At 52.6% G+C, this 15,823-nt stretch carries 11 protein-coding genes; all 11 read right to left on the reverse strand.

The features are described from left to right. Nucleotides 1-18 precede the first annotated feature (18 nt). Nucleotides 19-1,110, reverse strand: a complete 1,092-nt coding sequence (locus NCN06_RS06690; RefSeq protein WP_250398775.1) for a hypothetical protein — start codon at nucleotides 1,108-1,110, stop codon at nucleotides 19-21. After that, the gene (locus NCN06_RS06695; RefSeq protein WP_250398776.1) at nucleotides 1,107-2,660 is read right to left on the reverse strand and encodes a hypothetical protein; all 1,554 of its coding nucleotides are present in this window, start codon (nucleotides 2,658-2,660) and stop codon (nucleotides 1,107-1,109) included. Before NCN06_RS06695 ends, NCN06_RS06690 begins: the two co-directional genes overlap by 4 nt. Next, nucleotides 2,657-4,648 carry a hypothetical protein gene (locus NCN06_RS06700; protein WP_250398777.1) on the reverse strand — a complete coding sequence of 664 codons (1,992 nt, stop codon included), beginning with the start codon at nucleotides 4,646-4,648 and terminating at the stop codon, nucleotides 2,657-2,659. Before NCN06_RS06700 ends, NCN06_RS06695 begins: the two co-directional genes overlap by 4 nt. 209 nt (nucleotides 4,649-4,857) lie before the next feature. After that, nucleotides 4,858-5,880 (reverse strand): NAD-dependent epimerase, encoded by a 1,023-nt coding sequence (locus NCN06_RS06705; protein WP_250398778.1) that lies wholly within the window; start codon nucleotides 5,878-5,880, stop codon nucleotides 4,858-4,860. Continuing rightward, the gene (locus NCN06_RS06710) at nucleotides 5,880-7,283 is read right to left on the reverse strand and encodes a nucleotide sugar dehydrogenase (RefSeq protein ID WP_226398728.1); all 1,404 of its coding nucleotides are present in this window, start codon (nucleotides 7,281-7,283) and stop codon (nucleotides 5,880-5,882) included. The genes NCN06_RS06705 and NCN06_RS06710 overlap by 1 nt, the downstream gene beginning before the upstream one ends. After that, nucleotides 7,280-8,230, reverse strand: coding sequence for a UDP-glucuronic acid decarboxylase family protein (locus NCN06_RS06715; RefSeq protein ID WP_226398729.1), 951 nt, complete (start codon nucleotides 8,228-8,230; stop codon nucleotides 7,280-7,282). The genes NCN06_RS06710 and NCN06_RS06715 overlap by 4 nt, the downstream gene beginning before the upstream one ends. Before the next feature lie 2 nt (nucleotides 8,231-8,232). Beyond that, nucleotides 8,233-9,525, reverse strand: coding sequence for a histidine--tRNA ligase (gene hisS, locus NCN06_RS06720; RefSeq protein ID WP_226398730.1), 1,293 nt, complete (start codon nucleotides 9,523-9,525; stop codon nucleotides 8,233-8,235). 41 nt (nucleotides 9,526-9,566) lie between these two features. Then, a complete protein-coding gene (locus tag NCN06_RS06725; protein ID WP_226398731.1) occupies nucleotides 9,567-10,817 on the reverse strand; it encodes a glycosyltransferase family 4 protein in 1,251 nt (416 codons plus the stop codon). A gap of 4 nt (nucleotides 10,818-10,821) precedes the next feature. Then, on the reverse strand, nucleotides 10,822-12,075 hold the full coding sequence (locus NCN06_RS06730) for an HlyD family secretion protein (RefSeq protein WP_226398732.1): 1,254 nt from the start codon (nucleotides 12,073-12,075) through the stop codon (nucleotides 10,822-10,824). Beyond that, a complete protein-coding gene (locus NCN06_RS06735; protein WP_226423093.1) occupies nucleotides 12,075-15,005 on the reverse strand; it encodes a type I secretion system permease/ATPase in 2,931 nt (976 codons plus the stop codon). The genes NCN06_RS06730 and NCN06_RS06735 overlap by 1 nt, the downstream gene beginning before the upstream one ends. Continuing rightward, nucleotides 15,002-15,787, reverse strand: coding sequence for a peptidylprolyl isomerase (locus NCN06_RS06740; RefSeq protein ID WP_226423094.1), 786 nt, complete (start codon nucleotides 15,785-15,787; stop codon nucleotides 15,002-15,004). The genes NCN06_RS06735 and NCN06_RS06740 overlap by 4 nt, the downstream gene beginning before the upstream one ends. Nucleotides 15,788-15,823 lie beyond the last annotated feature (36 nt).

Consider the following 15,823-nt stretch of genomic DNA (forward strand, 5'->3'; position numbering starts at 1 on the left):
CAGAGTTCAACATAAAATTCAAGTACACAGTATTTGCAAGAATTGAATATAGTTGGATGTAATTTCATCATTGTCTCGAAGAATCGCACTGAGCTGTTGATTCCTAAATGAAGAAGCAATGTTTAGAGGGTACTCTGCAAATGAGATCATATCCTTTGCATTTTGTGCCACCGGTAGAAAAGCATGCTGAGAAATATCAATCGTTTGCTGCTGGTCTTGCCAAACCATAACAGGAACTTTATTGACCATTAAATCAAACAAAACTGAGGAAGGTGCTGAGATACCGAATGAATAAGACTGCCAATTCACCTTGTAGGATGGTTGGTTGACAAGAACTACATTTTTAGGCAGTGAAGCTTCACTGTTAATTGAATATTGGCCACCAGGATGTGGCCTGAGTGCTATCTGTTTTCCTTTGGCGTCTAGATACTCAGCAAGGTCGAAGAACTGCTGCATAAAAAGATTTACACTGCAATTCTCTCCAAACCGGACAGAATGTAAGTTCTCACAAACTATTCCCATTTGTGGAACACTGCGATCTTCAACGTCTGAAGTGAGTTTACGCTTGCTGGTGTACTTCAGCCATGCCGTAGGCCCAAGATTGTAGTAACGGGAATGTTGAAGTTGCCTCAGATTCCGTTGAAGTTCCTTCGGAGTCCAGCCACAAATATACTCCGACGCAAATCCTACTGAGTTGCCATGGTGTTTCTGATGATGCTTATTCATCAAAAATCCAACACACTCAAAGCCATGCTGTAATGTAACTGTACTAATACATGATGGAGCTACTTTAAAAATTTCATGGGTCTCTTTGTGTGAATGTAAATCACTTTCACTTGCTGAGACAAGGAATCCACTTGTATAAGAATTTAATTCTTGCCAAACATCGATAAGGCTATCCATGATCATAAGAGTTGCTTGTGTATCATCTGATATGCTTTGCAATTCATTCATCCATGTTTGCGATTTATCTCGCTGAATAAATGCTTTTGTCACCAAGATAAGAGGATTGATGCCTATATCATCCGCAGTGATATAAATAAGTGGCCTTAAGATATTGACATCTTGCAATAAGTTGACAATAAAACCTCCGATCACCTTGATCTTCATATCCGTACTTTGAGGGGTTTAATTCTGGTGTGACAATCAGAGTAAAATACATTTTCGCATCCAAAGAGAATCATCAAAAGATTACGCAGGCATGGGTAGACAATTGATTGATGTATTTCACTTTGGAGCAAGCCTAGAATCCGATCAGGATTTTTCTCCGCATACCGAGCAGTGATTAACCTTTCCAAATCAGCCGTACTTTCAGGAATGCTATTTTCTACGTACTGAACACTTAGAATACGATACTGTTGATTTAATTCAGCGTAAGCCTCTTGAGGATATTTATATCGAAGGTATTTGTGCCATCTCTCAAGCAATAGATCTTCCAGATGATTGGCAAAAACAAAATAGATTATATCTCCATATTTTTCGATGCCAAAATTAGCATCAGCTGTCATAGACAGTGTGGATCCATCAATGATGGGGAACAGCCAATTTCTAATATTAAGCTCTGGATTGAGAGGTTGCGGTTTGCTATTGACAATACAAAACTTAACTGAATTCCTGGCTGGCAGTGTAAATACTTTTGATTGTAGAAATGTCAGGAATTTGCCAACTTCAGCTTCGCAGTCGTACGAAGTCGAACATATAGTTTCGAAGACGGAAATTGTATCTTGATTGAACCTGAAAGTTCCATTTTTGTAATCCGCAACGAAGTCTCTTGTTGACTGATAAATCAGCTTTGAGAGATCTGAATATAGGTCAAAGCCATTGGATAAAACCTGACAACCATAAGTGAGTGCAGTCAAGCAACGATTTGATGATTTAGCTATGGAAAATCTCTGGTGACTAACAGGCATAAATGCAAGATTTGCATCCCTTAAATAATTTATTTCTTTGGCCTCTGTCCATATATCTAATTTTGCTTGCATTGGAAGTCTGGAAATCCTTGTCAAATTTTTCGCCGTTAATGCCCTTTCATTGGTAAGAATAGTCAGATTTATTAAAGGAGATAATTTGTTGATCTGAAAAAGAGCATTGGAATAATTGGATAGATCATTGATCCCAACATTAAAATACGGATTATCTCCGATACCAAACCAAAGAACGTTAAAAGACTTGCTATCCGAGACTATCTTACTTTTTTGCTCTACGAAGCTTTTGGTCTCAGAAAAGGATATATTGGGGTCTTTTGTATCGTTAATTTTATAAATCAAATCAGGATTGATGAATTTGGAAGCAACATGTTTCATCCTATCTGTCGAGCATAATATGAAATCAATAATTTTGGAAGCCAATTCCAGCCAATCATGAAATTTACGGAAAATACTTAATTTTGGTTCACTAAAGTAATCATCGAACAGATCAATGCCGACTTTTACGCCTAAAGTACGGCAAAGAGAAATAATATAAAGGGAGTCAGTCGAGAAAACCTTGGAGATGATAACAAAATCAGCTTCTTGAATTAATCTCACACTTACATCTTGAACAGAAATGATGCAAATTATGCATCCCTTTTTATCAAAAAAGGGCTCTAATCTTTTATATCTTATCCTGACACCTGCTGCTGTGAGCCATTGCGGGCTAGGTACTATGAAAGTTATTCTCATGGCAATAAATTGCTGAATGATGTAACTTTATTGAGCAAGGACGATAAATTAGTGATGACATTTAGTGAAGTTTTGGCATCTAATGTTAACGACATATTCAGGGTAGGACTCCGTAAATAATTTGCGCATACCTTGGTTGTACAGACATTATGAAAGCCTTTCAAAGGCGCATCGCAGGATGCTTGTACAAGGAATTGCTCGATATTCGTTAAATGATGGTGCTCTAATTTATTTGATAGTAAGAGTTTGCTGTCGTACAAGCCCAAATCAAAATGATTGGATAAAACACAGATTTCTGTGGGTGGCAATGACTTTATAATATTCCTTGCTTGCAATACGATGCGTCCTGTTTCGGAATAAGAGCTTAATGAAAGATAGAGGCCTGCACTATTATTAAAATATAGTTGCTGTTTTTGAGCTGACTGTAAATGGCTTAACAGGCACCCACTAGAGAAAGAATGATATTTTTTCAAATCATCTGCAAGGATCCTTAGTGTGTTTGGATCTTGCAAAATTATATATTGATTGACAAATAATATATTTGGTGTTTTCTTTATGACCAATTGTAGGTAGTCTACATCGCCATTGAATGAGTATTTTATTTTCCAATTCCATTTAGCAGCAAGTGTTTTATAAATTGCCTTAAGCTTTTCCTCGTCATCAGGATTTACGAGGAAAATAAAACGAGATATATGAATATTTTGTTGAAATACCAATGAAAGTAAAAATTCTTCAGTCACAGAAGAAGCTTCTGTAACATTAACGACGACCAATATTTCAGGATTCTCTAATTCAGTAGGAGGATTGTAGTTTTCGAAATTTGAAATTGGGCTGCGAGGTGGATGTAATGCTAAATGTGCATGATTAGCAGATTGTAGAAGGGCTAAAACTGCATCTGTTTGAAATTTCTTAGTTTGATTGTCGATGAATGGCAACACTATTTTATGCCCATACTCTTGATCGTTAGCATTTTTTGGAGTCTTTGCCGATAACTTATATAATGGTTCATAATCAGAATCATCCACAATCAAGATATTTGCAGAATCGCATGATTCTTTTGTCAATGATGTAGTGAAGCCATTGACAATTAGAGATATTGTTGGATAGGAGTTCTCGGGCAAGAAAAGCACATTTTTATCGCCATCCGATATTTTTTGGACTATATTAATACCATGAACAATATTAATCCATCTGCGGAAATCTTCGTTGCTATACACAAGTCCCATATCATAATTTTCAGGACTGATTAGTATTTCTTGTATTTCCTGCACTTCTTCAGCCTCAATGAAGTTTTTAGTAAATTCATCTATGGCAGAAATCCCTGAAAATACATTGCAGCAATCTACAAGTTCAGAGTAGTGATAAGCACCTCGAAGTGCAGAAGGGAAAGGAATACATTTAACGCTATCAACAATACTTGCAACTTCATCGAAGTAAACGATCAATATCGGCATAAATTCATTATCTAATTCTAACAAATAATCCATGTAGCCTTCAGTGAGCTTTTGAGAGGTTTTTCGTCTTAATGGCGTGAGCCTAAATTCAGTTTCCAGAAGAACTTGAAAACAATAAATATCTTGACCATCTTTTTTGTAATCATTATCCCAAGACAGTCTGAGCTCTTTTCTCTTGGTTATTATTGCATCGAGAAGCTTATATTGAATATAAGTTGAAGCGGATTGATGTGTGCTCGCTAAATTATTTTCATTCCCTTGTAAATCAATCAGACTCTTAAAGCCAGGGCAACATTTTTTGAGAACTTCACGGCTATCGGAATCTATCTTTTCGACGATATGGCAAGTTTCAATTGACCTTGAGCGTTGATTGAATAACTGATCAAGATAGAAATCCCGTCTCGCCTGAATTTGTCGCATCAAAACAGGAGAGCCGATAAATTCATCGCCGCATAAAATCTCTTCAGCGATCTCGCAGAACTTCTGATAATTTTTATCTTTTTCTTCCTGGTGAAGCTGTTGAATCAGACTCATCATAGTTCTTGTGAGCAGTTAAACCAAATGCTTACAACGCCATCATTGCTTTGCCTATACCAAGGGTACTACATTATAGACCGATGGATGGAGCTAATTTCTACATCACAATGAGTGGTTCAAATGCAACTCGAAAGAATATGGTCACTAGCAGATTAACTGAACCTGACAGCAAAAATCTGGAGCATCGAAGCTGAGCGAGACTATATTCAGAATTGATAAAAACGAATGAACCATTCTGCAAACTTCTCGATCCCAAAAATAATCGATGTAGAAGGTCTAAAACCAACCCAGTTCTCCAGAGCTGATGTATCAGCGGCAGTGGCCACCACATCACCAGGCTGCATCGGCTGAAAATCCTTGATCGCTTCACGACCGAGCGCCCGCTCCATCACCTCGATGAAACACAACAGTTCAGTGGGCTGGCTATTGCCGATATTGAACACCCGATGTGGAGCCGCCGCAGTGGCCGGATCCGGTTGAAGCGGATCAAAGTCAGGATTGGCAGTCGCTGGTTTGTCGCAGCAGCGCATCACCCCTTCAACGATGTCGTCGATGTAGGTGAAGTCGCGCTGCATCTTGCCGTGGTTGAACACCTTGATCGGCTCACCCGCAAGAATCGCCCGGGCAAACAGCATTGGAGCCATATCGGGTCGCCCCCAAGGTCCGTACACCGTGAAAAAACGTAGCCCTGTAGCCGGCAGCCCATAGAGATGGCTGTACGTGTGGGCTATCAACTCATTGGCCTTTTTACTCGCGGCATAAAGGCTCACCGGGTGATTCACCGGCTGACGTTCGTGAAATGGAAGATTGCGATTGCCGCCATAGACCGAACTGCTTGAGGCGTAAACAAGATTTTCCGTGCCGTAGTGGCGACAGCCTTCAAGCAGATTGCCGAAGCCCACCAAGTTGCTCTGGATATAGGCCGCCGGGTTCTCGAGGGAGTAGCGGACTCCTGCCTGGGCCGCCAGATTCACCACTACCTGGGGCCGTTCCTCGGCAAACAGTGCCGTCAACGACTCACCATCTTCCAAAGCAAAGCACTCAAAGCGCCAAGCTCCGGCCGGAGCCACGGCTTCGATCTGGCGGAGCCTCGCCTGTTTGAGACTGGGGTCGTAGTAGTCGTTGAGATTGTCGAGGCCGACGACCCGATCACCACGCTCCAACAGACGAATCGACAACGCTGCACCAATGAAGCCGGCCGCTCCAGTGACAAGAACTGTGCGCGCCATTAGCCCTCTCCATCCCCCACACGCCAAAGGGTGAGGCCCGCCGCTCTCACCTGTTCGGGGTCGGTGACAGCTCTCGCATCAAAAACCCATGCCGGCTTACGCATCCGACCAGCAAGAGACATCCAATTCAAATTGCTGTATTGCTGCCATTCAGTAAGCACCAACACGGCATCGGCGCCTTTCACGGCGTCTTCGATCGTGCCAGCCTCAGCCCAGCTGCCGGTTCCACTGAGAGCATCAGCCTGTGTTGCTGCCTCCTGTTGAAGGTCTCGGGCCATTTGTTGAGCAGCCACCTTGGGATCGTGAATGGCCAGCTGAGCACCTTCCTCCAAAAGATCGCGGCAGATGCGAATCGCGGGAGCTTCTCGGGTGTCGTTGGTGTCGGCTTTAAAGGCAAAGCCAAGAATCGCCAGCCGCTTGCCGGTCACGGTGCCGAACAGCTTCTCCACCACCAACCGGGCAATGCGGTGCTGTTGCCACGTGTTCAGAGCCACCACGCTCTCCCAATAATCCGCAACCTCCGGCAGGCCGAAATGCCGGCAGAGATACACCAGGTTGAGGATGTCCTTCTGGAAACAGCTACCACCGAACCCCGGACCAGCATTGAGGAATTTCGGGCCAATCCGACTGTCGGTGCCAATCGCCCTAGCAACCTCGCGCACATTCGCCCCACTGGCCTCGCAGAAGGCAGCAATCGAGTTGATCGAGCTGATCCGCTGCGCCAGAAAGGCATTGGCGGTGAGCTTGGAGAGCTCACTGCTCCAGAGGTTGGTGCGCAGTATCTGCTGCTCCGGAACCCAATGGGCGTAGATCTCGGCGAGGGCATCAATGGATTCCGGATCATCACCACCGATCAAGACCCGATCAGGGGCCTCAAGATCTCGGATGGCCGTTCCTTCTGCCAGAAACTCGGGATTGGAGAGCACCGAAAAGGTGCGCTGATCCTTTCCGTCACTGGCTGCTTCCAGGATCGTTTTAATGGCGGCAGCCGTGCGCACCGGCAGGGTGCTCTTCTCAACCACGATCGTGTGGCCGGTGGCCGCCTGAGCCACCTCACGGGCACAGGCTTCCACCCAGCGAAGATCACTAGCCTGACCAGCACCAAGCCCCTTGGTCTTGGTGGGCGTGTTCACCGAAATGAACACCATGTCGGCAGCAGCGATCGAAGCCCCCACATTTGTGGAGAAATGCAGGTTCCGCCCCCGAGCCCTTTCCACAACGCGGTCGAGCCCCGGTTCATACACCGGCAACTTGCTGAGGTCGGCATCATTCCAGGCATCGATGCGTGCCTGGTTGATATCCACCACCTGCACTTGCACCTGCGGGCAGCGATCTGCGATCACCGCCATGGTCGGGCCACCCACGTAGCCCGCACCGATGCAGCAGATCCGTTGAATGGTCACGTCCCGCAGCCGTCGGCAGATCCCAGGAGATTACGGAAGGAGTCGATGGTGGGAGCCAGGCCTTGCTCCAGTGAGACAGTCGGCTGCCAGTTCAGCTGCTGACGGGCGAGATCAATTGCTGGTTGCCGCTGCTGAGGATCATCCTGCGGCAAGGGTTTCTCCTCCAACGGCAAATCCGGGTTGATCCGCATCCGCACCAGCTGCGCCAGCTCGCGGATCGTGAATTCAGCGGGATTGCCGAGGTTGATCGGCCCGGTGCGCTCACTGTTCATCAGGCGGATCAGCCCCTCGATGAGATCACTGACATAACAGAACGAGCGGGTCTGGCGGCCATCTCCGTAGAGCGTCAGTGGTTCGCCCCGCAGGGCCTGAACGATGAAGTTGCTCACCACCCGGCCGTCATCCAGGAGCATGCGCGGGCCATAGGTGTTGAAGATGCGCGCAACCCGCACCTCAACACCATTCATGCGCTGGTAATCAAAACAAAGGGTTTCAGCGATGCGCTTTCCCTCGTCGTAGCAACTGCGCACACCGATCGGATTGACGGAACCCCAATAACTCTCGGGCTGGGGATGCACCTCAGGATCGCCATACACCTCACTGGTGCTGGCCAGCAGCAAACGCGCCCCCACCCGCCGAGCCAGTCCCAGCATGTTGTATGTGCCGAGAAAACTGGTCTTGGCCGTTTTGACCGGATTGAACTGATAGTGAATCGGCGAGGCAGGACAGGCCAGATGCCAGATCCGGTCGACCTCCAGCTTGATCGGTTCCGTGACGTCATGGCGAATGAGTTCGAAACGGGGATGGCCAATCCAGCGGGCGATGTTGGCCTTGCGGCCGGTGAAGTAATTGTCGAGACAGATCACCTCATCACCCCCCTCCATCAGGCGGTCGATCAGATGGGAGCCGAGAAAGCCGGCACCGCCAGTGACGAGGTGGATCTGCATACTCAGGGGGTGCGCAGTGCATCCACAATCGCGGCCACCGGCGAGATCGCAACGGTGGATTCCTCACCCTGCTGCTGCAACGGCTTCAGGCGCACCATTCCCGCCTGGGCCTCCTCATCGCCGAGCACCAGAGCCCAGCGCGCACCGCTGCGATCGGCCCGCTTGAACTGCTTGCCGAAAGCGGAGCCCGACGCATCCAGCTCCACACGAAGCCCAGCAGCCCGCAGGTCCCGGGCCAAGGCCAGGGCGACGCGCTCAGCTTCGCCACCTCTGTTCACCAGGTAAACCTCGGCTGATGGAGTCGCCGTCAGTCGGGCGGCGACACCTTGAGGATCCGCCTGCGCAGCAGCCTCAAGCACGAGCAAAAGCCGTTCCATTCCAAGAGCCCAGCCGATGGCGGGGGTCGGGGGGCCGCCCAACTGGCCAATCAAGCCGTCGTAACGGCCACCACCGCAGACGGTGGCCTGGGCAGCAAGTTGATCACTGGTGATCTCGAAGGCCGTGTGGCTGTAGTAATCCAAGCCGCGCACCAGCCGTGGATTGAGCCGGAAGGGAATCCCCAGGGCGGTCAGCCCTCGCTGCACCTCCGCAAAACGTTCACGGCTGGCATCAGAAAGTGAATCAGCCAAGGTGGGCGCGTCCACCAACAGCGCCTGCGTGTCCTTGTTTTTGGAGTCGAGGATGCGCAACGGATTGGTGCTCAGGCGCACCTGGGAATCAGGATCAAGGGCCTCTGAGCGCTGCTCGAGCCAAGCAACAAGAGCAGCGCGGTAGGCCTGACGGTCTTCCGCAGTGCCGAGGCTGTTCAGTTCCAGCTGCAGCCCACCCACACCCAGATTGGCCAGCAAATCCCAGGCCAGTGCAATCACCTCAACATCGCTGCGGGCCTGCTCTGCTCCGAGCCACTCCACCCCGATCTGGTGGAACTGCCGCTGCCGGCCCGCCTGGGGACGTTCGTAGCGAAACATCGGCCCGGCATACCAGAGCTTCTGGGCGCCCTGGCTGAGCAAGCCGTGCTGGAGGGCAGCACGCACCACGGATGCGGTGCCTTCCGGCCGCAAGGTGCAGGACCGATCGCCCCGGTCCTGAAAGCTGTACATCTCCTTGCCCACCACATCGGTGCCCTCACCGATGCCACGGCAGAACAGATCTGTTGTCTCCAGGAGCGGCGTCCGGATCTCCCCGAACCCAGACCGCTGGAACTGCTCCCGCGCCATGGCCTCCACCGCCTGCCAACGCTGAAGCGCCTCGGGCAGCAGATCGACCATGCCCCTGAGGCTCTGGAGCTGACTCACGTGCGGGATGCAGGTACAGCGGCTCAGTCTGCCGGGTGGCCTCAGGCCATGATGCTGCGGCTCCCCACCAGATCCATCAAGGCCAGCTGTCGGGTGACACAGGCATTCAGTTCATAGGTGCGTTCCACCGTCTCACGGGCGGCCGCACCAAACGCAGCAGCGCGCTCTGGGTCGTTGAGCAGCTCCACCACCGCCGCGGCCAAATCAGTTGGAGAAAAGAAATCCACCAATAAACCGTTGTGGCCGTGACGGATGACCTCTCGCACCGGAGCTGTGTCGGATCCCACCACCGCACAACCGCAACCCATCGCCTCCAGCAGGCTCCAGCTCATCACGAAGGGATAGGTGAGATAAACGTGACAGGCGGAGAGCTGCAGCAGAGGGATGAACTGGCTGTAGGGCAATGACCCGGTGAAATGCACCCGGCTCGGGTCGTACTGGCCCTTGATCTCCGCCAAAAACCGGTCTCCCCATTCGCCATCAGGACAGACAGCGCCGTAGCTCACCCCCTTAGTTCGACCCACCACAACGATCCGGGCCTCGGGATGCTGCCGCTGCAGCGCAGGGATAGCCCTGATAAAGGTGTGGCACCCCCGATAGGGTTCCAACGTACGGTTCACAAAGGTGACAATCGGTTGGCCCTTCTCCAGCACAGTCCCATCAGGCAGCTTCAGCGGCACCGGTGATGAATTGGGCCGGGCCTGCTGAAGATCAACCCCGTCATGGATGACGCTGATTTTTCGCCGCCAGTGCTCCGGAAAGCTGCTGGCCTGGAAATAAGTGGGAGAGATGTTCCAGTCGGCCTGCTCGAGAGTGAGATGCAGATAGGCGTTCTTCATGGTGAGCTTCGCCTGGCCTTGCCAACTCCCGTTGTCCTGGAATTCCGGATCGAAGTTGGAATCGAAGCCGGTCTCGTTGTAGAAAAACTCCTGATAGCAAAGCAGTGGCGCATCGGGCCAAATCGCCTTCAAAAACAGTGGTTCACCCCACCCGGGATGGGCACAGATCAAATCGGGCATGAAGCCCTTCGCCTTGAGCTGCTCAGCAGCACGGGCACAGCCCTCAGCTCGGATGATCTTGGTTTCCGTTTCCATCACCAGAGGATGAACATCCTTGGTGTTGCCGCGATCCAGCCGATAGCGGAAGTAGTTAAGGCTCTCGGGCATGCCGCGCCCGCGATCAAGAGCACCAATCCCCAGGGCCACCAGTTGGTGCTGCCTCTGCTGAGCCAGGCGCTGAATGATGTGGACGTACTGCCCTGGAAAGTTCTGATGAACGAAAAGAATCCGCACGAACTCAAAGACGCTGAAGCGATTCCGCCTTGTCCTGGAATTCTCCCAGCAAGAGCTGCAGGTAGGACACCTTGCGCAACTTGATGTTCGCCGTCAGGCTCATGCCCACCTGCAGGGGCAAAGAGGATCCGGACTTGAGCTTCAGCTGTTGATCATCCAGCTGAATCTTGACCGGGAAACTGAGTTCCTGACGCTGCTCCTGGGGATCAGGCTCCAGGGCATCGGAACCGATGCGGGTCACTTTGCCCTTGAGAACTCCGAAGTCACTGGAGGGGAAGGAGTCGATGCTGATGTCGGCAGGCATGCAGGCATCGAGATCGTCTGGACAACCCGGTGGCACCTGCACGAAACCGATCTTGTTGCTGGGCACCTCCACTTTCGCTTCGAGCGAACCCATAGGCACCACCTTCATCACCGTCTGGGTGGATTGGGCCGTAAAGCCACGGGAGGTGGGCTTGAGATCAAAGACCACACCATCCACAGGCGATCTCAGCTGCTGGTATCGAAGGGTGACCCTGCTCTCCACCAAGCGCCCATTGAGATCGGCAAGATCAGACTTCAACTGGGCCGTCTGTTGATCGAGCAGGGCAATCTGACGCAGGCGTTCCGCCTTGCTCTGCATCAGTTTGCCTCGGGTTTCAGCAACGATATTTTGCTGATTGAGGTACTGCACTTCAGAGAAAGCACCAGCGGTCTGCAACTGCTTATAACGCTCCAGAATTTCAGCCTGAAGGGTGAGATTGTTCTCCAGCATCAGCACCTCTTCCTGGTTCATCTGCATGGTGTTGCGTTTTTCCTCCTCCTTGAGCGTCAATTGCTCCTGTTTGAGCTTGATCGTCTTCTCCAAGCTGTTGCGGAGTTCCTCGCTGGCTTCTGTGTCCAGCTTCATCAGCACCTGGCCAGCCTTCACCCGATCACCCTCCTTCACAAGGATCTGATCAGCCACACCTCCCACAGGCATCTGGATGTCCTGAACGGAACCAATCGGCTCGAGCTTGCCGGGTGCCACGACAATTTCTTCGGTACGAGCGAAGGCCAGCCAAGCCACCCCAAACAAAGTGCTGCCGATCAAGGCCCAGGTGACGGTGCTCATCCAGAAGCGACCCTGCTGGAGGATCGATTCGTCGTAGGTGGTGAGATCGGAGGCATCTTGCGGGGCACCGGGGTCGATACGGCTCAGAACGTTGCGTGACGTGGCGACCAACGTGCTGGAGCTCTGCTTGATGAGGGCCGTCACCTTTTGAGGATTCATCTTCATCAGGAACTCTCCTGCTGGCGATAAAGGGCGTAATAGCGACCGCGCTGGCTCATTAATTCCTCGTGCGTGCCGACCTCAACAACAGCTCCCTGGTGAAGCATCACGATCACGTCGGCCTGGCGAATGGTCGACAAACGATGGGTTATGAAGAAGACAGTGCGGTCGTTGAGATTGCCAAGAAGGTTGTCGCAGACCTTCCGTTCGGTTTCGTAGTCGAGGGCGCTGGTGGCCTCATCCATTACCAGCAGCTTGGGGTTGCTGAGCAAGGTGCGGGCAATGGCAACGCGCTGTCGCTGTCCTCCGCTGAGAGCAGCGCCCCGTTCACCCACAGGCGTGCTGTAGCCACTGGGAAGATCCATGATGAAGTCGTGGGCATTGGCGAGACGCGCAGCCCGCACGATCTCCTCACTGGAGGCTTCCGGATTTGTGAGCGCAATGTTGTCGCTCACAGTTCCGCTGAAGAGCAGGGGATCCTGCGGAACGATGCCGATCTGACGGCGCAGGGAATAAAGCTCGACCTTTCCAATGTCGTAGTCATCGATCAGGATCCGGCCTTGATCAGGCTCATAGAGCCGGGGCAGCAGTTTCATCAAGGTGCTCTTGCCACTGCCGCTCTGGCCAACGATGCCCACAAAGGTGCCTGCGGGAATCTCAAGATTCACCTCTTTCAGCACCTGCGGCTGCCCGGGGCGGAAGCGGAAGAAGAGATTCTCAAACCGGACATCCCCTTTGAGCGGAGGCAGCATCACCTTCGACTTATCAACTTCATCGGATTCCTCCGGCGTATCGATCACATCCGCAAGCCGTTCAAAGCTGACGCGCAACTCCTGGATGTTTTGCCAGATCGTGGACAAGCGCAGCAGGGGCTGGGTCACGTAACCGGAAATGATCCGGAACGCGATCAGCTGACCGAGGGTCAGATCGCCACTGAGCACCATGGAGGCACCGATCCAGAGCACCATCAGCTGAGAAATCTTCTGCAGCACCTGGCTGGTCTGATTCAGGGCTGTACCTGTGATCGTTTTCTCAAAGGTGCGGGCGATGTACTGGGAATAGAACCCCTGCCAGCGCCAGCGGCTGACCATCTCCACGTTCTGAGCCTTCACCGTCTGGATGCCGGTGAGCACCTCCACCAGATGGCTCTGGGTCTTGGCGTTTTCTTCGGCGGCAGCACGGAACTGACGGCGGAAGAGGGGAGCCCCCAGCACTGTCAAACCGATCTGGATCGGAAGAACGGAGAGGGCGATCAAGGTGAGCAGCCAGCTGTAAATCAGCATCACCGCGATGTAGATCACGGAAAAGGCGGCATCCAGGATGGTGGTAAGGGCCTGACCGGTGAGGAAGTTGCGGATCTTTTCCAGTTCGGCCACCCGAGTGCCAAGTTCGCCCACAGGGCGACGGTCGAAATAGCCAAGGGGTAGACGCAACAGGTGATCGATCACCTCAGCTCCTAGACGCTGATCGATGCGGTTGGTGGTTTCAGCAAAAAGGAAGGTCTTAAGGCTGCCGAGCACCCCTTCCAGGATCGTGACCACCACAAGTGCAATGCCCAGCACCTGCAGGGTGTCGAGACTGCGCTGGCTGATCACCTTGTCGATGATCACCTGGATCAACAACGGATTGGCGAGGGTGAACAGCTGCACCACAAAGCTGGCAGCCAACACCTGCATCAAGACGCCGCGGTAGCGCTTGAGAGCGGGCCAGAACCACCCGGGACCGAACTTCTGATCGGGGCTGCTGTTGGACCGTTCCATCAAGAGCAGCTCGATCCCTTCGGGAAACTGCTCGGCCAGATCATCCGGCGCCAAGGTCACCATGCCCTGCTTGGGCGAGGCCAGCTTGAGCCCGCGCTCGTTGCTGGCGATCACCAGCGCGAACCCCCCCTTCCACGGCAGCATCGACGGCACCTGAAGCCTGGTCCCTGCTGCTGCCGGAACCCGTGCAGCCATCACATGGAGGCCAAGGCTTGCCGCCAGCTGACCGCAGAGCTGGAGATTGGGGGTGAGACCGCGGCGGAGATTGTCCTGCAGGACTTTCTCGATCGCATCACGGCGGAACGGCAGCTTCATCAGCTGCGCCAGCATCTGGAAACAGGCCAGGGTTTCCTGGAGGGAACCCTCGGCCCGGATCAAACGCAGGCTTTCAACAACATTGCGCTCCGGGCTGAAACTGCTGACGGGGGGCAGCGCCTCTGCGTCCTGGATCGTCGAAGCTGAGACGAGTGAGCCAGAGCTGTTGCCCGTCGTTTCTTCGGCGTTACAAGAAAGCCCAGAAGCAGGCAGGGACACCAACCGCAGCGAAAACGGCTCACAAGCCGGAAGATCCCTGGATGAACGGACGGGCCGACCTACCGTCAGGTCACCCCATGCACTGGTGAGGAAGAGGAGCTTCCCGGCAGCCAAGGCCCCATCTACTGCAGCTGGCTCAGGGAAACAACGCTCGGCCGATTGCAGGGCACCCTCCAACTTTTCAAGGGCAGAGCTGTCGGCTTCAGGGGTGCTCTGCTCAAGAACCTCCAGGAGCTTGAGCAATTCCTGGGGCCAGAGCTGTTGATCGCACCAGTGACGGAATGAGGCTTCGCTGGCATAGAGCTCACACCAGAGTTCATCCGAGATGGCACAAGCAATCACCTCCTCAGCAGCGATCACGTTTTCGCAGGGAGTGCCGCACAGCAGGCTTGCGGCCCCGACCACACTGCCGGGGCCGAACTTGCCCACCGTGGTGAGACGACCGTTATGACGACCAACAAGCCTGGCCTGGCCTTGGAGAATGACCAGTATTCGAGCCGGGATGTCGTTGGGATCTGACAACTGACCCCCGAGATCAAACCGGAGCACACGGCAAGAACTCTTCAAATTGGAGAGCGAGGCTTCGGAGACGCCGCGGAAGGCCGGATGCTCCAGCAATGGGAAAGGCGGTGTCTGGGTCATCGGGAGATGCTGAAGTCGATGAAGCCGCTGGTGGAAGCTGGCTCTGAGGTTTCCGAAGCCAGCTTGCTCAAGCTGGCGGTGGTTTCTTGGTCAACCCAGAGGTCGAACATCTCCTGGCACATCTGGACGGAGACCTCATCGGTGAACGTCGCTGGCGCGTAACGCTCCAACCGAACCACCAGCCACCAATCCGAGATCCGAAAGGGTTCCAGCAGAACCCCGGGCTGAGCGACCCGCAGCTTCTCGACCAAAGCCGGATGTGCCTGGGTTAAAGAGACGGGACCCACGATTCCGTTGGTGTCGCGTTCCGGTCCCTCGGCGTAGCGCTTGGCCAGATCAGCGAAGTTGGATTCACCGGATTCGATCTGCAAGTAGAGCTCCTGCGCCAGAAAGCTGTTCTCGAGGCGAAGCAGGCTGTAAACAACCTGATCCAGTTCGTTCTTGCGTTCAAGGAAACGGGCCTCCGCCTTGGCCGCGAAACGCTCCCGCATCCAGCTATGGCGGCGGATGCTGTGGCGAAGACGCTCAAGAACCTCGTCTTCGCTGCGGCCCAGCATCTCCAGCAGATCCACCCACTGCGCCAAGCCATCGAACCCACGCTGCTGGAGCAAGCCGAGCCGAGCCTGCTCCAACTGCTCTTCGGAGATCACGACGTGTGCGATTGCCTGGCTGGTCACCATCTGCTCCACCAAGGGCTTGAGCAGGTTGAAGCGATCGAGCAAAGCCCTCCCTTCAACACCGATCGCTCTCTGCAACTCCGGAACAACCGTTCCGCGATCCACAAGTCCAGTGCAATGGACGAAAACTAGGTTGAATCG

It is taken from the genome of Synechococcus sp. MU1648 (genome assembly GCF_023630615.1).
Lineage (GTDB): Bacteria > Cyanobacteriota > Cyanobacteriia > PCC-6307 > Cyanobiaceae > Parasynechococcus.